General features: G+C 63.6%; 19 protein-coding genes. 12 read left to right on the plus strand and 7 right to left on the minus strand.

The annotated features are described in order from the left end of the window. The first annotated feature begins 7 nt into the window (after positions 1-7). The 3 genes from argJ (at position 8) to G9C89_RS02715 (ending at position 2,953) form a co-directional block, all read left to right on the plus strand. On the plus strand, positions 8-1,225 hold the full coding sequence (gene argJ / locus G9C89_RS02705; protein WP_172144181.1) for a bifunctional glutamate N-acetyltransferase/amino-acid acetyltransferase ArgJ: 1,218 nt from the start codon (positions 8-10) through the stop codon (positions 1,223-1,225). Positions 1,226-1,364: 139 nt separating this feature from the next. Continuing rightward, positions 1,365-1,997: a glutathione S-transferase family protein gene (locus G9C89_RS02710; protein WP_172144183.1), complete on the plus strand. Its 633-nt coding sequence runs from the start codon at positions 1,365-1,367 to the stop codon at positions 1,995-1,997. Further along, positions 1,994-2,953, plus strand: a complete 960-nt coding sequence (locus G9C89_RS02715) for a Nudix family hydrolase (protein WP_172144185.1) — start codon at positions 1,994-1,996, stop codon at positions 2,951-2,953. Before G9C89_RS02710 ends, G9C89_RS02715 begins: the two co-directional genes overlap by 4 nt. A gap of 28 nt (positions 2,954-2,981) precedes the next feature. On the opposite strand, the gene G9C89_RS02720 is transcribed toward G9C89_RS02715, so the two are convergent. Further along, complete coding sequence (locus G9C89_RS02720) at positions 2,982-3,734, minus strand: phosphatase PAP2 family protein (protein ID WP_390623749.1); 753 nt, start codon at positions 3,732-3,734, stop codon at positions 2,982-2,984. After that, entirely contained in the window at positions 3,724-5,730 is a 2,007-nt protein-coding gene (locus G9C89_RS02725; protein WP_172144188.1) for an LTA synthase family protein, read from the minus strand. Before G9C89_RS02725 ends, G9C89_RS02720 begins: the two co-directional genes overlap by 11 nt. A 118-nt stretch (positions 5,731-5,848) precedes the next feature. Between G9C89_RS02725 and G9C89_RS02730 the strand changes: the two genes are divergently transcribed. From G9C89_RS02730 to G9C89_RS02755, 6 genes are all read left to right on the plus strand, one after another. Then, complete coding sequence (locus G9C89_RS02730) at positions 5,849-6,532, plus strand: response regulator transcription factor (protein ID WP_172144190.1); 684 nt, start codon at positions 5,849-5,851, stop codon at positions 6,530-6,532. Continuing rightward, complete coding sequence (locus G9C89_RS02735; RefSeq protein WP_172144191.1) at positions 6,522-7,790, plus strand: sensor histidine kinase; 1,269 nt, start codon at positions 6,522-6,524, stop codon at positions 7,788-7,790. The genes G9C89_RS02730 and G9C89_RS02735 overlap by 11 nt, the downstream gene beginning before the upstream one ends. Before the next feature lie 117 nt (positions 7,791-7,907). Beyond that, positions 7,908-8,597 (plus strand): class I SAM-dependent methyltransferase, encoded by a 690-nt coding sequence (locus G9C89_RS02740; protein ID WP_172144192.1) that lies wholly within the window; start codon positions 7,908-7,910, stop codon positions 8,595-8,597. A 1-nt stretch (position 8,598) separates the two neighbouring features. Continuing rightward, complete coding sequence (locus G9C89_RS02745; RefSeq protein WP_172144193.1) at positions 8,599-9,306, plus strand: lipopolysaccharide kinase InaA family protein; 708 nt, start codon at positions 8,599-8,601, stop codon at positions 9,304-9,306. After that, on the plus strand, positions 9,296-9,691 hold the full coding sequence (locus tag G9C89_RS02750) for a diacylglycerol kinase (RefSeq protein ID WP_172144194.1): 396 nt from the start codon (positions 9,296-9,298) through the stop codon (positions 9,689-9,691). The genes G9C89_RS02745 and G9C89_RS02750 overlap by 11 nt, the downstream gene beginning before the upstream one ends. Positions 9,692-9,772: 81 nt before the next feature. Further along, a complete protein-coding gene (locus G9C89_RS02755) occupies positions 9,773-10,666 on the plus strand; it encodes a pseudouridine synthase (RefSeq protein WP_172144195.1) in 894 nt (297 codons plus the stop codon). Positions 10,667-10,759: 93 nt separating this feature from the next. Here the strand turns inward: G9C89_RS02755 and G9C89_RS02760 are convergent, their stop codons facing one another. The 4 genes from G9C89_RS02760 to G9C89_RS02775 are packed head-to-tail and all read right to left on the minus strand — an operon-like array spanning position 10,760 to position 15,315. Further along, a complete protein-coding gene (locus G9C89_RS02760) occupies positions 10,760-11,341 on the minus strand; it encodes a cob(I)yrinic acid a,c-diamide adenosyltransferase (RefSeq protein WP_172144196.1) in 582 nt (193 codons plus the stop codon). Positions 11,342-11,343: 2 nt separating this feature from the next. Continuing rightward, positions 11,344-13,362 (minus strand): sensor histidine kinase, encoded by a 2,019-nt coding sequence (locus G9C89_RS02765; protein ID WP_172144197.1) that lies wholly within the window; start codon positions 13,360-13,362, stop codon positions 11,344-11,346. Between the two features lie 50 nt (positions 13,363-13,412). After that, positions 13,413-14,360, minus strand: coding sequence for a putative 2-dehydropantoate 2-reductase (locus G9C89_RS02770; RefSeq protein WP_172144198.1), 948 nt, complete (start codon positions 14,358-14,360; stop codon positions 13,413-13,415). Beyond that, the gene (locus tag G9C89_RS02775) at positions 14,350-15,315 is read right to left on the minus strand and encodes a GGDEF domain-containing response regulator (RefSeq protein ID WP_172144199.1); all 966 of its coding nucleotides are present in this window, start codon (positions 15,313-15,315) and stop codon (positions 14,350-14,352) included. Before G9C89_RS02775 ends, G9C89_RS02770 begins: the two co-directional genes overlap by 11 nt. A 153-nt stretch (positions 15,316-15,468) precedes the next feature. On the opposite strand from G9C89_RS02775, the gene G9C89_RS02780 reads away from it, so the two are divergent. Beyond that, positions 15,469-15,948, plus strand: a complete 480-nt coding sequence (locus G9C89_RS02780; RefSeq protein ID WP_172144200.1) for a YajQ family cyclic di-GMP-binding protein — start codon at positions 15,469-15,471, stop codon at positions 15,946-15,948. A 105-nt stretch (positions 15,949-16,053) separates the two neighbouring features. After that, the gene (locus G9C89_RS02785; RefSeq protein WP_172144201.1) at positions 16,054-16,881 is read left to right on the plus strand and encodes a mechanosensitive ion channel family protein; all 828 of its coding nucleotides are present in this window, start codon (positions 16,054-16,056) and stop codon (positions 16,879-16,881) included. A 174-nt stretch (positions 16,882-17,055) separates the two neighbouring features. Here the strand turns inward: G9C89_RS02785 and G9C89_RS02790 are convergent, their stop codons facing one another. Next, positions 17,056-17,814 (minus strand): SDR family oxidoreductase, encoded by a 759-nt coding sequence (locus tag G9C89_RS02790; protein ID WP_172144202.1) that lies wholly within the window; start codon positions 17,812-17,814, stop codon positions 17,056-17,058. 104 nt (positions 17,815-17,918) lie between these two features. Here G9C89_RS02790 and G9C89_RS02795 point away from each other — a divergent pair, with 104 nt between their 5' ends. Then, a complete protein-coding gene (locus G9C89_RS02795) occupies positions 17,919-18,695 on the plus strand; it encodes a HugZ family pyridoxamine 5'-phosphate oxidase (RefSeq protein ID WP_172144203.1) in 777 nt (258 codons plus the stop codon). Positions 18,696-18,743 lie beyond the last annotated feature (48 nt).

Raw genomic sequence — 18,743 nt, forward strand, 5'->3', positions numbered from 1 at the left:
ACACCCTATGGCTGTTGGTCTTGGCCCGCTGTCTACCCTGCACCCGGTCCCAGGTTTCGAACTGGGCATCGCTTCGGCTGGCATCAAGCGCCCCGGGCGCAAGGATGTAGTAGTCATGCGTTGCGCCGAAGGCTCCAGTGTGGCCGGGGTGTTCACCCTCAATGCCTTCTGCGCCGCGCCGGTGATCCTGGCCAAGAAGCGCGTGACCGGCCGTGTGCGCTACCTGCTGACCAATACCGGCAATGCCAACGCCGGCACCGGCGAACCCGGCCTGCAGAATGCCGTGCGCACCTGCGCCAGCCTGGCGCAACTGGCCGGTGTCGATGAGAGTACGGTGCTGCCGTTCTCGACCGGTGTGATCGGCGAGCCCTTGCCAGTGGAGAAGATCGAGGCTGCCTTGCAGGCGGCCCTGGATGACCTGGCCGCGGATCATTGGGCCGAAGCGGCCACCGGCATCATGACCACCGACACCCTGCCCAAGGGCGCCAGCCGCCAGTTCGTGCATGACGGCGTGACCGTCACCGTCACCGGCATCAGCAAGGGGGCCGGGATGATCAGACCGAACATGGCGACCATGCTCGGTTACATCGCGACCGACGCCAAGGTCAGCCAGGGGGTATTGCAGGATTTGCTGCGTGACGCGGCGAACAAGTCGTTCAACCGCATCACCATCGACGGCGACACCTCGACCAACGATTGCTGCATGCTGATCGCCACTGGCCAGGCCGCCCTGCCGGAGATCACCCAGGCCAGCGGCGCATTGTTTGCCGCGCTCAAGCAGGCGGTGTTCGAGGTGTGCATGGAGGTGGCCCAGGCCATCGTGCGTGACGGCGAAGGCGCGACCAAGTTCGTCACCGTGCAGGTCAACGGCGGGGCGACTTACCAGGAGTGCCTGGACGTCGGTTATGCCGTGGCCCACTCGCCGCTGATCAAGACCGCGCTGTTCGCCTCCGATCCGAACTGGGGACGCATCCTCGCCGCCGTGGGTTATGCCGGTGTCGCGCAACTGGATGTCAGCCTGATCGACGTGTTCCTCGGTGACGTGTGCATTGCCAGCCGTGGTTGCCGTGCGGCCAGCTACACCGAAGAGAAGGGTGCGGCGGTGATGGCCAAAGAGGAAATCACCATCCGCATCGAACTGGGGCGTGGTACTTGCAGCGAGACGATCTGGACCACCGATCTGTCCCATGAGTATGTGAAGATCAACGCCGAATACCGCACCTGAGGGCAGCCCGCAACTGTTAGGGCGTACCGGGTATTCCCGTTGTTCATGGGGGCATGAACAACGGGAATTTGCTATTGGGCGGCGCGGCGTCTTAATGTCGAGCGACCCTTCAGCAACCGCATCACGCACGGAGTGCCCCATGTCCCTGGTTCTGCTTATCGGCAACAAAACCTACTCGTCCTGGTCACTGCGCGCCGCCCTGGCCATGGAGCTGGCCGAGGCGTCGTATAGCGAAGTGCTGATCCCGCTCGATCGTCCGGATACCCGCGCGCGCATCCTCGAACACTCGCCGACCGGCAAGGTGCCGTTGTTGCAGACCGAGGAGGGGCCGGTGTGGGATTCCCTGGCGATTGGCGAATACCTCGCCGAAAGCTTTCCCGAGGCCTATCTGTGGCCACGCGGCGAATACGCCCGCGCGGTGGCACGCAGTGTCTGCGCCGAGATGCACAGCGGTTTTGCCGCGCTGCGCACGCATCTGCCGATGGACCTCAAGCGCGACCAGGCACTGGACCAGATGCCGGCTGATGCCGAGGCCGATATCCGCCGCATCTGTGCGCTCTGGGCCGAGTGTCGCAGCAAGTTCGGCGAGGGTGGCCCCTTCCTGTTTGGTCACGCCAGCTTGGCGGATGCCTTCTTCGCCCCTGTCGCGGCCCGGCTGCGCAGTTATCGGGTGGCGTTGCCCGAGGTGGCGGCGGCTTATGTGGCTACGGTCTATCAATGGCCGGCATTTCAGCGCTGGTATCAGGCGGCTCAGGAGGAACAACTGGGGTGAAACGCATTCATGTAGCCGCCGCGGTCATCCGCGGGGCGGATGGCCGCATCCTGATTGCCAGGCGCGCGGACGACCAGCACCAGGGCGGCCTGTGGGAGTTCCCGGGCGGCAAGGTGGAGCCTGGTGAGGCGGTGCAGACGGCCCTGGCGCGCGAGCTGGAGGAGGAGTTGGGCATTCGTCCGAGTGTCGCCCGGCCATTGATTCAGGTGCACCACGATTACCCGGACAAGCAGGTGTTGCTGGATGTCTGGGAGGTGTCGGCCTTCGTCGGCGAGCCGCATGGCGCCGAAGGCCAGCCGCTGGCCTGGGTCAGTGCGCGGCAGTTGCCCGAGTATCAGTTTCCAGCGGCCAATCAGCCGATCGTGGCTGCCGCCCGTTTGCCCGACCGCTACCTGATCACGCCAGAGGGGCCGACTGCGCAGGCGTTGGTGCAGGGGGTGCGTGCGGCCTTGGCGGACGGTATTCGGCTGATTCAACTGCGGGCGCCGGGTATGTTCGATGCCCAGTACCGTGACCTGGCGCTGGATATCCAGGGACTCTGCGCGGGCAAGGCACAGCTGATGCTCAAGGGGCCGCTGGAGTGGCTGGGGGATTTCCCGGCTGCGGGCTGGCACCTGACTGCCGAGCAACTCGGCCGCTATGCCGAGCAGGGCCGACCCTTTGCCCGGAACCGCTGGTTGGCGGCCTCCTGTCATTCGGCGCACGAGCTGGCGCTGGCCGCGCAGATGGGCGTGGATTTCGTCACCCTGTCGCCGCTGCAAGCCACCCAGACCCATCCCGATGCAACGGCGCTGGGTTGGGACCTGGCGGGCCAATTGCTGCGCAGTTTCAATCAGCCGGCCTACCTGCTTGGTGGGGTCGGCCAGCAGCACCTGGAGCAAGCTTGGCGAGCGGGTGCCCAGGGCGTCGCCGGGATTCGCGCGTTCTGGCCAGAGCGGGCGGATCGAACGCACTGACGGGCTGACAGGCGCTGAAAAAAAACGCTCAGTCTGGCGTTGTGCCTGTATCTGCTCGAGTTGTGAGGCTGAGGGCCGACGCGAGGCTCGGCCGGTACAGCAGCAGGCGGTAGCAGCCCAGGCAGATCAGCCAGTCGAACAGCGCGGTCCACAGGTTGTGCGAGAAGAAGTGTGCGCCCTGCAGCATGCGTCCGACCGAGAAAGTGATGCCCAGGGCGAGCGCTATGGCGAGCGCTGATCTGGCCATGCGCGAGTGGCGGTCGCGCAGCACGAAGAACAGCGCAAACAGCGAGAAACCCGTGCCAGCGTGACCGCCGGGCCAGCAGCGCCCAGGCTGCTCGGTCGCTGTGCGGGTGCTGAGCAATGGCGTGTAAGTTTCCTCGCCACCGAACTCGCTGAGGCTCCAGGGGCAATGCACGCCGGTCAGATTCTTCAGCGGCTTCACATAGCTGGTCGACAGCCCCATCGCCAATACCAGGTAGCCCAGCGGTCGGCGCCATGCCCGCCAGCGGCCTAGCAACAGGCTCAGCACGAAACCGGCAATGGCCAGCACGCCGATGACGATCACCGCCTGCTTGGCACGATCATGCAGGAAGTCTTCGAGAAACCAGCTATGTCGACCAATAAAGCCGGCCTGCGGGTCGTAGGCCCAGTGGGCGATGGCGAAGTCCAGCGCGGTCGGGTCAGCCAGCAACAACAGCAGCATCAGGGCGAGGGGCAGGCCAAAGCCCAAGTGGAAGTTGAACGGCATCGATGTGGCTGGGTGGCGTTCAAAGTGCATGGGCGGGATCCTCGGCTTGTGGCTGCACTTGCGCCGGAGCGGCGGCGAGTCGTTCGCTGTCAGTCGCACCTGGCTGCTGCCAGTCGAGCAAATGGTGGCTGAAGTCGTAGCTGGCCCCCTGGTAGTAGGTGATGTTGCGCTTGACCAGCGGATCGCTGGCCGTGGCCCTCGATTCGTGGCTGGCGCCTAGGGCGTCATCGTGACGACGCATGCTCTTGCGTGGGCTGAGAATCGCCAGATCATGCCCGTCGAACAGGCCCAGGTGTTGGTAATTGCCAATCAGGGCGCGGCCTGGTGCGGCATCGGCGCGCAGTACATTGCGGCCAAAGAAGGTCGAGGTGTAGTCGACATTGAGCAGGCCCAGCAAGGTCGGAGCCAGGTCGATCTGGCTAGCCAGTCCGGCATGTTCGCCTGGCTCGATAAAACCCGGTGCGTAGATGAACAGCGGGATATGGTAGTTGGCTAGCGGCAGGTCTTCGGTACCGGCGCTGCCAGCGGTGTGGTCGGCGACGAAGACGAACAGGGTGTTGGCAAACCAGGGTTTTTGCCGCGCCTGCTCAAGGAACTGGCCGATGGCATGGTCGGTGTACTTGACCGCGCCTTCGCGGCCATCGCCCGATGGGATATCGATACGTCCGCTCGGGTAAGTGTAGGGCCGGTGGTTGGAGGTGGTCATCAGCTGCAGATAGAACGGCTTGCCGGCGGCATGGTCGGCGTCGGCCAGTTTCAAGGTTTGGCTGTAGAGGTCTTCATCGGACATGCCCCAGGCATTCTTGAAGTGGATGTCCTGCTCGGCAACGCTGCTCTGATCGACCACGCGGTAGCCGTTGCCGCTGAAAAACGCGTTCATGTTGTCGAAATAACCGCGTCCGCCATAAACGAAAGCGCTGTCATAACCGAGTGCCTGGAACTGTTGGCCGAGGCTGGCGAAGCCGCTCTCGCGGCCAATCCGTTTGACGATGGAGCGCCCTGGCGTCGGTGGAATTGACAGGCTGATGGCTTCCAGGCCGCGGTCGGTACGGGTTCCGCTGGCATAGAACTGGCTGAAAAACAGGCTCTGCTGCCGCAGGCTATCGAGGTTCGGGGTGAGATCGCGCGAGTCGCCGAAGCTGCCCAGGTACTTGGCGCTGAGGCTCTCAATGGTCACCAGCACCACATTGCGGCGCTGCACCTGGCCGGGGTTGTCGATCACCCGGCGAATATCCAGAGGGTCGCTGCCGATAAAGCGTGCATTGGGCTCGCCAAGCTCGGCGCGCAACTGCTTGCCGATTTCGTTCTGCTCGAGGGCGGCATAGAACTGCGGGTAATCCAGCTCATTGTTGCGAAAGGCGGCAAAAAATTGGTAAGGCCCGTTGCTTGCCAGTTCGCGCTGGTAAGCATTGCCATCTGAGCCGCGGGGGAAGTCCTGGTCGAGCAGCAGGCTGCTGACGCAGGCCGTCAGGACAAACCCGGCCGCCACCCATGTGCTATCCCGCCAGCTCAACAGCGGTGCGTTCAGGGCGGCGCTCGTGGCCTTGCGCAAGAGCACGGCAGCAACCACCGCAATGACGGCAAGAGCCGCCAGCAGCGGGTAGATCGGATAAGACTCGAGGATGTTGTTGATTACCTCGTCGGAGTACACCAGGTAGTCCACGGCGATAAAGTTGAAGCGCACGCCGAACTCGTCCCAGAACAGCCATTCCGCCACTGCGGTAAACAGCATGGCAAACAGGCTGACGGCTACTACGGCATGGAGCATGCCGCGGTGCCAGCGCTGCTGCCAGATGCGCCGGGGGCAAAGCAGCAGGTAAAAGGCCAGCGGCAGTGCTGCGTAACACACAAAGCCCAGGTCATAGCCCAGGCCGGTGGCGTATAACCGGGCGAGTTGGCTCAGGCCGAGAGCCGCATCGCCTAGGTGACCGAGCAGCAAGGCACTGCGGGTCAGGGTAAAAAGCGTCAGCCAGGCCATTAGAATCAGGGCAAGGTAACGCAGTTGAGCAAACTTCAAGGCTGGCATCGTATGATCCTGCAGCGGAAAGATGCTGTGCACTCTGCTCATCTGGATGTGAGGCGAATGTAGAAACTGCGTGAAAAAAACGTCAACTCGTTTCGACGCGCTCGAGGATTGAACGGACATGCGCATTCTTGTGGTGGAAGACAACCGGGATATTCTGGCCAATATTCTCGATTACCTGACCCTGAAGGGTTACAGCGTCGACTGCGCGCAGGATGGCCTGAGTGGGCTGCACCTGGCGGCCTCCGAGCATTACGACCTGATCGTGCTGGATATCATGCTGCCGGGCATCGACGGCTATCAGTTGTGCAAGCGCCTGCGCGAGGATGCCCGGCGCGATACGCCAATCATCATGTTGACCGCGCGCGATGCCCTCGACGACCGCTTGAAGGGCTTGAATGCCGGGGCCGACGATTACCTGCTCAAGCCGTTCGCCCTGTCCGAACTGGTGGCGCGCATCGAAGCCATCCTGCGCCGCAGCCAGGGCAGTCGCACGCGCCAACTGCAAGTCGGCGAGCTGCTCTATGACCTCGATACCCTGCAGGTCAGTCGCGCCGGCCAGCCGCTGAAGCTCAACCCCCTGGGCTTGAAACTGCTCGCGGTGTTGATGCAGCGCAGTCCGGCAGTGGTACGCCGCGAGGCCCTCGAGGAGGCGCTGTGGGGCGACGATTGTCCGGACAGCGACAGCCTGCGCAGCCATGTCCATCAACTGCGCCAGGTGCTCGACAAGCCCTTTGCCACACCGCTGCTGCACACTGTTCACGGTATTGGTTATCGCCTGGCGGAGTCCGCCGATGGTGTCTAAACAGCCGTTGCTGAGGCGCATCGTGATCGCCTTCGTGCTGATGACCCTGGTGGTCAGCGGGGTGTTCTCGTTGAGCATCGTGGCGATCGTGCACTTCGTCGAAGAACACCTGGTGTCCCAGGAGCTCGATCGTGAACTGAGCAGCGTTATCGCTGAAGATCTGCGCCGCGGCGAGCGGCCCCGATTGGACTCCAGTACGCGTTTTTTTGCTTCACATCTGCCCGAATATCAGGCGCCCCAGCAGTTCGCTGAAGTCGCCGACGGATTTTCCGAGGTGGTCGAGGGCGACCAGGCTTTTTATTTGTTCAAGCGCAGCGACAACGCCCAGTCCTTCATGCTGGTGCAGGAGCAGCATGAGTTCGAAGCGCGCGAGCAGGTGCTGTTCAATGTGGTGCTGGCCGGTTTTCTGCTCAGCGTACTGGCGGCCTGGGGCCTCGGCTGGTGGGTGGCGCGACGGGTGATGGCGCCGGTGATCCGTCTGGCCAATCAGGTGCGCCATCGCGATCAGTTGCACGCCCTGGCGCCGGCTCTGGCCCCGGAGTATCCGGACGATGAGGTCGGTCATCTGGCAGCGGCCTTCGACAGTACCCTCGGCCAGTTGCGCCATTCCCTGGAGCGCGAGCGGCTGTTCACCAGCGACGTCAGCCATGAACTGCGGACGCCCTTGATGATTATCGCCAGCTCCTGCGAGTTGCTCGCGGAGGCGCCCAATCTGGATGCGCGCCAGCGTGAACAGGTACAGCGCATCGGCCGCGCGACCGAGGAAATGCGTGACCTGGTGCAGACCTTTCTGATCCTCGCGCGGGCCAACCAGCAGGAGTCGAGCCAGGGTGGCAGTGCAACCCTGGTCGCGGTCGCGGATGAACAAAGCAAGCGCTGGGCGCCATTGATGCGCGAGAAAGGTCTGCAGTTCCAATTGATCGAGCAGGGCAAGGACGAGGCCCAGTACAACCTGACGTTCCTGCGCACGGTGATCTCCAATCTGTTGCGCAATGCCTTGCACTACACCGAGCAGGGCACGGTGCGGCTGATCCTGGAAAACGGCAGCTTTCGCGTGGAAGACAGCGGCGTCGGTATCCCCCAGGATCAGCAAGAGCAGATGTTCCAGCCCTTCGTGCGCGGCGCCCAGGCGCGTGGTGAAGGCTTGGGGCTGGGCTTGTCTCTGGTCAAACGGATCTGCATGCACCAGGGCTGGACGGTGCAGGTGCATGATCTACCGCCGCAGGGCAGTGTGTTCGAGGTCAGTCTGCACCGCTGATGGCGTCGCCGCCTGGCGTGCTGCGTACTTCACGTTTTTTTCACATCCTTTTGACGGGGGCTTGATGCTCCGCTGGTTAATTTGGCAGCCATGGATTCCTCACGGGAGCAGGTTGTCATGTCTAGCGCCAAACCGATCGAATTGGACTTCTCGCACAAATACGACCGCGAGCACGCCCGTCAGTATCTGCAAAAGCATCAGGATGGCCTGGCGCGCCGGTTGTCCCACTGGCGCGACGAACAATTGGCCCGGTATGCCTTGAAGTTGGCGGGCGAGCCTGATCTGCTGCTCGACCTGCCGTGCGGTGCCGGGCGCTTCTGGCCGCTGCTGGCCGAGCAGCCGAACCGGGTGATCCTCGCGGCCGACAATTCGGCGGACATGCTGGCGATTGCCATGGCCGGGCAACCGGCAGAGGTGGTGGCCAGGGTAAAACCCTTTCAGACCTCGGCCTTCGCCATCGAGCTAGGCGATAACGCGGTCGACAGTATTTTCTGCATGCGCCTGCTGCATCACATCGCCGACCCCGAGCATCGCCTGGCCATGTTGCGCGAGTTGCACCGGGTGACCCGCGATACCCTGATCGTCTCGCTGTGGGTCGACGGCAACTACAAGGCCTGGAAACGTCGAAGTCTGGAAGCGCGGCGTGCCGCCGAGGGGCGGGCAGGCGACAATCAGAACCGTTTCGTCATCGCCAGGTCGACCATTGAGGCGGAGTTCAAACAGGTCGGTTTCGACATCCTCGGCCATCAGGATTTCCTCCCTGGCTACGCCATGTGGCGGGTCTACGTACTGCGCAAGGGCAACTGAGATGAGTAGCCTGATTGCGTTGGCGCCGACCGAGCAGGTGCCCAGCACCTTCGAGCGTTGGTGGCAGACCCGGGGTGAGTGGGTCGAGGCGCCCAATCAGCGCCGTGGTGGCGAGAGCGGTGTGCAGCGCCTGCATAACCAAGGCGGGCGCTGGTTGTACCTCAAGCGCCAGACCGGGCACTTGCATCGTTCCTGGATGTACCCCTTGGGCAGGCCCACGGTATTGCGTGAGTTGCAGGCGTTGCAGGCACTGGAACGGCTCGGCATCCGCGTGCCGAAGGTGGTGTATGGCGCGGCGCGCAAACAGGCCGGCCAGTGGCGTGCGCTGTTGGTGACCGAAGCCCTGGAGGGCTTCATCAGCCTGGATCAGTGGTACGCCGGCCAAGCGCCGCAGTGCTTCGACAGCCAACTCAATCGCTGCATGTTGCAGCAACTGGCCGCGACGCTCAGTCGTTTGCACCGGGCCGGCTGGCAGCATGGCTGCTTGTATCCCAAGCACATCTTTATCAAGGCTCACGCCGCAGGAGAGGGCGTTGGGGTCGAAGTGGCGTTGCTCGATCTGGAGAAAAGCCGGCGCCGGCTGTTCGCTCGCGCGGCTTCGCGGCGTGACATGGGGCAGCTGTTTCGCCACCGTGGCGGCATGCCGCTGGCAGACTGGCAAATCTTGCTCGAGGCCTACCAGCGCCCGGCTGCTCCTCGTGAAGCCTGAAGCCGCTGTCACAGTGCTCGATGGCAGCACGCTGAAGGGCCAATCCGGCTGGCGGCGCATTGTGCATGCCTTCGGTTATTCCCGCGCGGGGCTGCTGGCCGCATTCCGGGGCGAGGCAGCCTTCCGCCAGTTGTTGCTGCTCAATGCCGTACTGTTGCCTCTGGCGTTCTATCTGGATATTGGCAAGGCCGAGCGTGCGCTGCTGATCGGCGTATGCCTGCTGGCGCTGATCGTCGAACTGCTCAACTCTGCGATCGAGGCCACGGTGGACCGCATCTCTCTGGAGCTGCACCCGCTGTCGAAACAGGCCAAGGATCTGGGCAGCGCCGCGCAATTGGTCACCATGTGCCTGATCGCCGTAGTCTGGGCGGTGATACTGCTGTAACCAGCTCGGCCTTTGACGCCAGGTGAGCGGCTGCGGCCTAATGGGCGCTGGTTACCTTCATCGATGCCCGCCGAGCTGCTCATGTCCGTGTCTGCCCGTTCCCCTTCCAACATGCGTCCCAGCACCCTGCATCTGCCCCAGGGCGACTGGCCGACGGTGCTCGACTGCCTGTGTGCGCATTTTCCGGCGATCGGCCGCGAGGTATGGCTGCAGCGCATGGCGCGTGGGCGGGTGCTGGATGCCGAGGGCGCGCCGATCGGCCCGGCGCATGCGTATCGGGTCGGCCTGCGCGTGCATTACTTTCGCGAGGTGGTGGCGGAGACGCCGATTCCCTTCGTCGAGAGCGTGCTGTATGTCGACGAGCATCTGCTGGTGGCCGACAAGCCGCATTTCCTGCCGGTGATGCCGGCCGGCGAGTATGTCGAGCAGACGCTGCAGGCGCGCCTGGCCAAGCGCCTGGGCAATGCCGACCTGGTGCCGCTGCACCGCATCGACCGGCATACCGCCGGGCTGGTGCTGTTTTCCTGCAACCGCCAGAGTCGTGGGCTGTATCAGGCGCTGTTCCGTGAGCGGCAGATGGACAAGCGCTACGAGGCGCTGGCACCGGCCCTGTCGGGCCTGGATTTTCCCCTGCGCCGGGCCACGCGGCTGGGCGCCGGCGAGCCGTTTTTCCGCATGCAGGAAGTCGCCGGCATGGCCAATACCGAGACCCGCATCGAAGTGGCGCAGCGGCTGGGTGAGCACTGGCTCTACGGGCTCTATCCGGTGACGGGGAAAAAGCACCAGCTACGGGTGCACATGGCTGCCCTGGGCGCACCCATCCTCAACGATCCCTTCTACCCCGAGATCAGCGAAGGCCCCGACGCCCCTGACGACTACAGCCGGCCGCTCAAGCTACTGGCCCAGGGCCTGGCCTTCATCGATCCGCTGAGTGGCGAAGCGCGCCGCTTCGAGAGCCGGCTGAGCCTGACCTGATCCCGTCGATCCCAAGTGCCTGCATTGCTTTTTTGCGGGCATGGCCAATCGCGGGCATGGCCCGCTCCTACGAACCCCTGAGAACCGCTCGGGTTACGCCTGTGGTTTCGGCGCCGCCTGCCAGAGTACTTCAGCGCTGCGCTGGCGCTTGGCGATCAAGCGGGCGGCGACGAACAGCAGGTCGGAGAGGCGGTTGACATAGGCCAGGCCGACGCCGCGTAACGGTTCCTCGGCGTTCAGGTGCTGACAGCGGCGTTCGGCGCTGCGCGCCAGGCTGCGGCAGACGTGGGCCTGGGCAACCAGGCGAGTGCCGCCCGGCAGGATGAAGTTCTCCAGCGGACCGAGCTCCTCGTTCCAGCGGTCTATGGCCGCTTCCAGGCGTTCGACTTCGGCTTGTTGCAGGGCCTGGTACGCGGGCATGGCCAGTTCGCCGCCGAGGTCGAACAGGCGGTGCTGGCAGGGCGCGAGCACCTCGATGAACTCGCTCAGCCCTGGCCACAGGGCCGCCTGTTCGGCCAGTTCGGCCAGCAGCAGGCCGAGCTGGCTGTTGAGCGTGTCCACCTCGCCCATGGCCTCCACCCGTGGGTGATTCTTGGCCACCCGGCGGCCGTCGGCCAGCCCGGTTTCGCCGGCATCGCCGGTACGTGTGTAAATCTTCGACAGTCGATAACCCATGTTCAATGACCTGTGTGGGTGATGGCTGCAGCCAGGGGCAGGCGCAGGGTGAAGCAGGTGCCCTGGCCTTCCTTGGACTGCACTTCCATCTGCCCTTTGTGGTTGTTGGTGATGATGAAGTAGGAGACCGACAGGCCAAGCCCGGTACCTTGGCCGACTTCCTTGGTGGTGAAGAACGGCTCGAAGATGCGTTTGCGCACCAATTCAGGCATGCCAATGCCGTTATCTTCCACCTGAATCTCCGCCCAGGGCGGCGCCAGCCGGGTGCGCAAGATGATCTGTCCGGGCGTGCTGTTGTCTTCGCGCTGATGAATCGCCTGGGCGGCGTTTTTCAGCAGGTTGAGCAGCACCTGTTCCAGTTCGTTGGCGGTGCCGGGCACCGGGCCGAGCTTCGGGTCGAACTCGCGGCGGATGAGCAGGCTCTTGAAGTCGAAGCTTTCGGTCAGGTCGAAGTCGTTGCCGGCGATTTCCAGGGCCTGGTCGATCACCGCGGGCAGCATGCAGGGGGCCAGTTGGCGGTTGCTGCGGCGACTGAAGCTGAGCATGTGGCTGACGATTTTCGCCGCGCGCGTGCCGGCCTGCTGGATGTCATCGAGCAGGCGCGGAATTTCCCGCGCCTGCAGGTAACGGTCGATGCTCGGCAGGCTGATGCCGATGAGCGCGGCCTGCTCGCGGTTCTTCTCCAGTTCCGGCGACAGGCGCCGGCGAATGTTCTGCACGTTATGCAAGATGGCGCCGAGCGGGTTGTTGATCTCGTGGGCCATGCCGGCAGCCAGGCCGCCGACCGAGAGCATCTTCTCCGACTGCACCATCATCTCTTCCATGTTCAGGCGCTGGGTGATGTCGTCGATGCGGATCACCACGCCACGGCCACTGCCGCCCGTCAGCGGGTAAAAGGTCAGGGCGTAGTGATGGGGGTCTTCGTCTTTGCTCCAGGTCACTCGCTCGATCTTCTCCACCTTGTGTTGCTCGACGGTGCGCTTGAGTATCGGCAGAAAGGGCTTCAGCGGCGGGAAGGCGAGGAACACCGGCTGGTTCAGCGCCTCCGTCAGGCGCGTGCCGGAGAGGGCGCTGGCCTCCTGATTCCACTGGGTGACGTAGAGCTGTTCGTCGAGGGCGATCAGGGCCGAGGGCATCGAGTCGATGATGCTGTTGAGGTAATTCTGGAAGCCGGTGAGCTTCTTCTCGATCTTGCTGCGTACCTGCACCTCCAGTTCCAGCTTGCGGTTGGAGTGGCGGGTTTCTTCGGCCAGGTTATGCGCCTGATCGAATGCCGCCTGGGCGTCGTCGCGGGCGCGCTTGAGCTGCTGCTCGCGCGCCTCGATGCGCATCAGCATGGTATTGAAGGCGTCGGCCAGGCTGCCGATCTCGTCCTGATTGCCACGTCTGGCCCGCAGGGAATAGTTTTCCTCGCGGGTGACCTGGCGCGACAGTTCTTCCAGGCGGCGGATCGGCTTGGTCACCAGGCGGCGGATCTGCCGCGCCACCAGCAGCCAGAGCAGCACGCTGAACGCAAGAATCGCCAGGCTGGCGGTGAGGGTGCCGGTATAGAAGGCGCCGGGCAGTTCGCCGGAGGCGACCAGCAGCAGGTGGCCGGGGCGTGCGTCGGGCTGCGGCAGTTCGACCAGCAGGTTGGTGCGAAATTCGCTGTGGCGCCAGCTGTCCAGTTGCTCGACGCGCAGGGGCAAGTCGAGGAACTCCCCGCGTTGCAGTTGCGCCAGGCTCGCGCCATTGCTGTCGTAGATCACCGCGGCGCGCAGTGGCGGGTAGTCATCCAGGCGTTGCAGCAGGGCTTGGGCGGCGCTCGCCGAACTCAGCGCTTCCTGACCCAGGGTGGGGCTGGCGATCAGTTGACCGAGGGTGTGCAAGGCCTGCGGAGCGACGCTCTGCTGAGAAATCCAGTAGGCCGCGCTGATGAACGCCAGGTTGGCCATCAGCAACACGGCGGCCAGCAATACCAGGAGCGCGGCGAGCAGTTTGCGGCCGACTGGCAGATTTTCGAGGCGCTGGCGCAATGGCATGGGCGGGCGAGTCGCAGTGGCGAGGAAGTTCGAGCAGGGTAACGCGCGGCTTAATGGCTGGGCAATCCGTGTGCGTCAAGGTACTGCAGCAGGCGCTCATGCAGCGCCGTCAAGTGCGGCAAGACCAGGCGCTGGCGTTGCGCCGTGGCACAGGCATGGCCAAGCAGGTAGGCAATTTCGGTGCGCCGGCCCTGGGCGACATCCTGGTGCATCGATGAGTAGTTCGCCGCGGTAGCCAGGATCACCCGCTGCACGTCGACATGCAGATCCACCGCGGCGGCGGGCTGGCCACAGCTTTGCAGCAGTTGGCAGAGCTCGGCGCAGAGCGTGGAGACTTCGGCCGGGTGGCCGTTCAGGCCGCCGTTGCGGCAATCGTAGAGCACGGTCAGCGGATTGATCGCGCAGTTCAGCGCCAGCTTGCGCCATAGCCGGCTGAGAATATCCGGGCTCCACTGGTGGGGAATGCCGCTGCGCTCGAGCTCAGCCAGCCAGCGCGGCGGGTGGTCGTCGAGCGGGTCGCCGAGCCAGGTGTGGCCCTGGCCGGCGAATACCACGCGCCATTCTCCTTCAGGAGCGGCGCCATCGCGAAAGGCGCCTTCGGTGCTTGAGGCAAGAATGCAGCGCGCCTGGGGTACCCGGGCAGCCACGGCATCCTGGCTGCCGAGGCCATTTTGCAATAGAACCAGCTCGGCGCCTGGTGCTAGCCGCGGGGCGATACTGGCAATGGCGCTTTCGGCGTCGTAGGCCTTGCACGCCAGCAGCAGGCGTTGGATTGGCTGGGGATCGGCGGCGGTCTGCCCTGGCACAGGGTAGTGTCGGGCCTGTCCCTGTTCGACCAGGGTCAGGCCGCCCGCGTGTTGATAAGCCGCGAGGCGACCCGGGTTGCGCAGGATCAGCTGCACCGGCACGCCGGCCCGCGCCAGGCGTGCGGCCCAGAGGCAACCCAGGCTGCCGGCGCCGAGGACATGCCAGCTCGTTGCCGGCTTGCTAGGTTGCATGCGGCAGGCGCACGGCGGCGACCCGGCCAGTGGCGTAAGACTCCGCCAACAGCTTGCTCGCATGGGCGATCAGGCTCTCCGGGCCGATGGGCAAGGCTTTGCTGTCGAGGCCGACCAGGCAGATTCCGGCCTTGAGGCTGACGAAGCCTTCACTGGTCTTGAACGCCTTGAGGTTGAGCCCTTCGTGCAGGCGCTTGAAGCTGCTCGGCGAGCACTCGTGGAGGTCTTCGAGCAGGGTAATCAGGGCGAAATGGTTGTCATCCAGACGCACCAGCACGTCCAGCGGGCGCACCAGTTGCTGCAGACGGCGGGCGACGCCATGCAGCAGCTCGGTGTAGAACCCGTCGCCATGACGCTGGCGCAGTTCGCTGGCCTCCTGCAGGCCGATCAACAGGTAACACAGCGCGCCACCGCGCGACTCGATCTGGCGCAGGCTGTCGAGCAGCTTCTGCCGCAGGTAGCGTGCGTTGCCCAGGCCGGTAAGCGTATCGACCAGATTGCGCTGTTCCATGCTGGCGATGTTTTCCGTCAGCAGACGGTTTTCCTGCAGCAGGCGTTGCAGGGTGTTGCACAGGCGGTCGGCGGCATAGACCCGCGGCACCAGTTGCTCATTCATCTGCGCCTTGTTGATGAAGTCGTCGACCCCACGGTCGAAGGCTTCGCCCAGCACGTTTTCACCTTCCTTGCCGGTCAGCAGCATGACGTAGGTGTAGTGATCGGCCATCTCATCCAGCTGCCGAACCCGCCCGGTCAGTTCCAGGCCATCCATTTCCGGCATCAACCAGTCCGCCAGGAGCACGCTGGCCGGGCGCTGTTCGAGCAGCTTGATGGCTTGCGCGGCGCTGTTGGCGAAGCGTATATCCTGGTAGCCGACCTGGCTCAGGGCGCGACCGATCATGGCACTGGAGAACTTGGCGTCGTCCACCACCAGGATGCTGAGATGGGGGTTGGGCATGGGCAGGCTCGTAGGAGGAAGTCGCATGGGCCCGGTACATCGCCGGGCAGTCTTTGCCGCTATCGATATATAATGGCCGGGTTTTTCAACCGTCAACAAGTCACGCGTGGCCCGTCCGTGATCTGGGTCGCGCCGTCTATCTGGAGGAATACCATGCCCTCGTTCGACGTGGTGTCCGAACTGGACAAACACGAAGTCACCAATGCTGTCGACAACGCCCTCAAGGAACTTGAGCGTCGTTATGACCTGCGCGGTAAAGGCAGCTTCGAGCTCAAAGACCTGACCGTCAACCTGACGGCCGATGCGGATTTCCAGCTGGAGCAGATGGTCGAGATTCTCAAGCTCTGCCTGGTAAAGCGCAAGATCGATGTGCAGTGTCTGGAGTTCAAGGACGCCTACCCCTCGGGCAAGAGCGTCAAGCAGGAGATGACCCTGCGCGAAGGCATCGACAAGGAGTTGGCGAAGAAAATTGTCGCCCACATCAAGGACAGCAAGCTCAAGGTGCAGGCCGCCATCCAGGGCGAGCAGGTGCGCATTACCGGCAAGAAGCGCGATGACCTGCAGGAGGCGATCGCCGCCCTGCGCGCCAAGGACTTCGGCATGCCGCTGCAGTTCAACAACTTCCGCGATTGAAGCGGCAAGCCCGCCGGGCCCGGGTGGCGCGGCGGCAGTGATTGTAAAGCGACCGCCATGGCTTGCCATGGCGGTTGCGTTTTAAGCGTCGAAAAGGAGTGGCAAATGGAGATGAATGTCGAGCAACTGGTGAAAATGTCCGAGAGCTGGCTGCCGGTGGTGCTGCAATACAGCGGTCAGCTGACCCTGGCGGTCATCACCCTGCTGGTCGGTTGGTGGCTGATCAATACGCTGACCCATAAAGTCGGCGCTGTACTGGATCGCCGCAACGTCGACCGTGCGTTGCACAGCTTCATTGGCAGCCTGGCCAGCATCGTCCTCAAGGTGCTGCTGCTGGTCAGCGTGGCCTCGATGATCGGCGTGGAAACCACCTCCTTTATTGCGGTGATCGGTGCCGCCGGCCTGGCCATCGGCCTGGCCCTGCAAGGCAGTCTGGCGAACTTCGCCGGTGGCGTGCTGATCATGCTGTTCCGTCCGTTTCGCGCCGGCGACTGGATCGAAGGGCAGGGCGTAGCGGGCAGCGTCGACAGCATCCATATTTTTCACACGACCCTGAAAACCGCCGACAACAAGGTGGTGATAGTGCCTAACGGCAGCCTGTCCAACGGCAATATCACCAACTATTCGCGCGAAACCACGCGCCGCGTCGACATCAATCTGGGCATCGACTACTCCAGCGACATCAGGAAAGCCCGCGATGTGCTGCTGAAGATCGCCGAGGATCCGCGCATTCATCGCGACCCGGCTCCGGCGGTGTTCGTCACGGGGCTGGGGGATAGCGCGGTCAACCTGTCACTGCGGGTGTGGGTGGCGACGGCGGACTTCTGGCCGGTGACCTTCGAGTTCACCGAGCTGGCCAAGGAGCACCTGAGCGACGCCGGTATCGGTATTCCGTTCCCGCAGCGGGTGGTGCATCTGGTCCAGGCCAGTTGAGCTTGTGCAAGTAAACAGGTCACGCCTGTAAAACAGTCTCGCTGTGTGTGCAAATGAAAATGCCGCGTTCCCTTCCCTTCGACAGGAACGCGGCATTTTTCTGCGCTTGGGCCCACCCGGATTGCCCCGCGTGCTGCGGTTGGGTTCGGGCTGCAGGCCAGGCGATCAGTGAAGTTACATGCGCAGGCCGCCGTCCAGCTCGAGGATGCGACCGGTGTAGTAGTCGTTCTCGAGGATGTAGGCCACCGAATGGGCGATCTCGGCCGGTTTGCCCATGCGCCGCAGCGGGATGCCTGCGGTCATTTTCTCCAGCGCTTCGGGTTTCATGCTGGCGACCATCTCGGTTTCGATAAAGCCGGGAGCAACGCCGGCCACCCGAATGCCGTAACGCGCCAGTTCCTTGGCCCAGACCACGGTGTCGGCGGCCACGCCAGCCTTGGCCGCGGAATAGTTGGCTTGGCCCATGTTGCCGGCGCGGGAGATGGAGGAGATATTGACGATCGCGCCCTGGTTCTGCAGTTCGATCATCTTCGCCGCCACTTCGCGGGTGCAGAGGAAGACACCGGTCAGGTTGACGTCGATCACCGACTGCCACTGGGCCAGGCTCATCTTGCTCATTTCGCCGTCTTTGACCTTGATGGTCAGGCCGTCACGCAGGATGCCGGCGTTGTTGACCAGGCCATTGATCGCACCGAAATCTTCGGCGACCTGGGCGACCATGTGGGTCACCTGCTCTTCGTTGGCCACGTTGCACAGGTAGGCGCGTGCTTCCACGCCATAGGCCTTGCAGGCGGCCACGGTTTCGTCGAGTTTTTCCTGGTTGAGATCGACCAGCGCCAGTTTCACGCCTTTTCCCGCCAGGTATTCGCCCATGGCGCGGCCCAGACCCTGGCAGCCACCGGTGATGATGATAACTTTGTCTTGGAGTTGCATCGCGTATCCCCTCAAGGTGTGTCATGTAGCCCCGCTGGCGCGCTGTAACAGCTATTCTAGGGCGCCTGTCCGTTAGTGACGGATTCTTTGCAAGGAGTCATAAGGTGAGCGTGAAAGCCGCTAAGCATGCCCGAGAACTGCTGCTCAAGGAATACCGTGGGGTGCTCTCGACTCATTCGAAGGCCATGCCGGGCTTTCCTTTCGGATCAGTGGTGCCCTACTGCCTGGACGCTCAGGGTTGCCCGCTGATCCTGATCAGCCGTATCGCCCAGCACACCCATAACCTCAAGCAGGACGCCAAGTGCTCGCTGTTTGTCGGTGAGCGTGGCGCCGAGGATGTGCAGGCGGTCGGTCGTCTCACGCTACTCGCCGAAGCACGACAATTGTGTGACCAGGCCGCAATCGACGCGGCAGCCCGGCGTTATTACCGCTATTTTCCCGAATCGCAGGATTATCACCGCGCCCATGATTTCGATTTCTGGGTGCTGGCGCCGGTGCGCTGGCGCTACATCGGTGGTTTTGGCGCGATTCACTGGCTGGACCACGTGGCGCTGGCCAACCCGTTCGCTGCGGCAGCCGATGCTGCGGCAGCCGATGCTGTGGCAGTCGGGGCTGGTGAAAGCGAGCAGGGCATGCTGGAACACATGAACAGTGACCATGCCAGTGCCATCGGCCATTATGTCGCGCTGGCCGGTTTGCCGACCCAGGTGCCGGCCGCACTGGTGGGTATCGACAGCGAGGGTTTCCACCTGCGCATCGGCCAAGGCGTGTATTGGCTGGCCTTTGCCACACCCTGTAACACTCCCGCGGAGGTGCGCCAGGCCTTTGTTCAGCTGGCTCGGGCAGACGTCTGGCCGACCGGTGGCGCTGTTTCAGCTTGAATTAAGCGCAACATCCCATATTTCACTCTTACTGGAAGCCGTTCTTCC

The sequence above is a fragment of the Pseudomonas tumuqii genome (assembly GCF_013184545.1).
GTDB lineage: Bacteria > Pseudomonadota > Gammaproteobacteria > Pseudomonadales > Pseudomonadaceae > Aquipseudomonas > Aquipseudomonas tumuqii.

What these genes read in the sequence shown, in the direction of transcription:
- argJ (WP_172144181.1), top strand. Translation starts at nt 8, where the DNA reads ATGGCTGTTGGTCTTGGCCCGCTGTCTACCCTGCACCCGGTCCCAGGT.
- G9C89_RS02710 (WP_172144183.1), top strand. Translation starts at nt 1,365, where the DNA reads ATGTCCCTGGTTCTGCTTATCGGCAACAAAACCTACTCGTCCTGGTCA.
- G9C89_RS02720 (WP_390623749.1), bottom strand. Translation starts at nt 3,734, where the DNA reads ATGCACTTTGAACGCCACCCAGCCACATCGATGCCGTTCAACTTCCAC.
- G9C89_RS02725 (WP_172144188.1), bottom strand. Translation starts at nt 5,730, where the DNA reads ATGCCAGCCTTGAAGTTTGCTCAACTGCGTTACCTTGCCCTGATTCTA.
- G9C89_RS02730 (WP_172144190.1), top strand. Translation starts at nt 5,849, where the DNA reads ATGCGCATTCTTGTGGTGGAAGACAACCGGGATATTCTGGCCAATATT.
- G9C89_RS02735 (WP_172144191.1), top strand. Translation starts at nt 6,522, where the DNA reads ATGGTGTCTAAACAGCCGTTGCTGAGGCGCATCGTGATCGCCTTCGTG.
- G9C89_RS02740 (WP_172144192.1), top strand. Translation starts at nt 7,908, where the DNA reads ATGTCTAGCGCCAAACCGATCGAATTGGACTTCTCGCACAAATACGAC.
- G9C89_RS02745 (WP_172144193.1), top strand. Translation starts at nt 8,599, where the DNA reads ATGAGTAGCCTGATTGCGTTGGCGCCGACCGAGCAGGTGCCCAGCACC.
- G9C89_RS02755 (WP_172144195.1), top strand. Translation starts at nt 9,773, where the DNA reads ATGTCCGTGTCTGCCCGTTCCCCTTCCAACATGCGTCCCAGCACCCTG.
- G9C89_RS02760 (WP_172144196.1), bottom strand. Translation starts at nt 11,341, where the DNA reads ATGGGTTATCGACTGTCGAAGATTTACACACGTACCGGCGATGCCGGC.
- G9C89_RS02765 (WP_172144197.1), bottom strand. Translation starts at nt 13,362, where the DNA reads ATGCCATTGCGCCAGCGCCTCGAAAATCTGCCAGTCGGCCGCAAACTG.
- G9C89_RS02770 (WP_172144198.1), bottom strand. Translation starts at nt 14,360, where the DNA reads ATGCAACCTAGCAAGCCGGCAACGAGCTGGCATGTCCTCGGCGCCGGC.
- G9C89_RS02775 (WP_172144199.1), bottom strand. Translation starts at nt 15,315, where the DNA reads ATGCCCAACCCCCATCTCAGCATCCTGGTGGTGGACGACGCCAAGTTC.
- G9C89_RS02780 (WP_172144200.1), top strand. Translation starts at nt 15,469, where the DNA reads ATGCCCTCGTTCGACGTGGTGTCCGAACTGGACAAACACGAAGTCACC.
- G9C89_RS02785 (WP_172144201.1), top strand. Translation starts at nt 16,054, where the DNA reads ATGGAGATGAATGTCGAGCAACTGGTGAAAATGTCCGAGAGCTGGCTG.
- G9C89_RS02790 (WP_172144202.1), bottom strand. Translation starts at nt 17,814, where the DNA reads ATGCAACTCCAAGACAAAGTTATCATCATCACCGGTGGCTGCCAGGGT.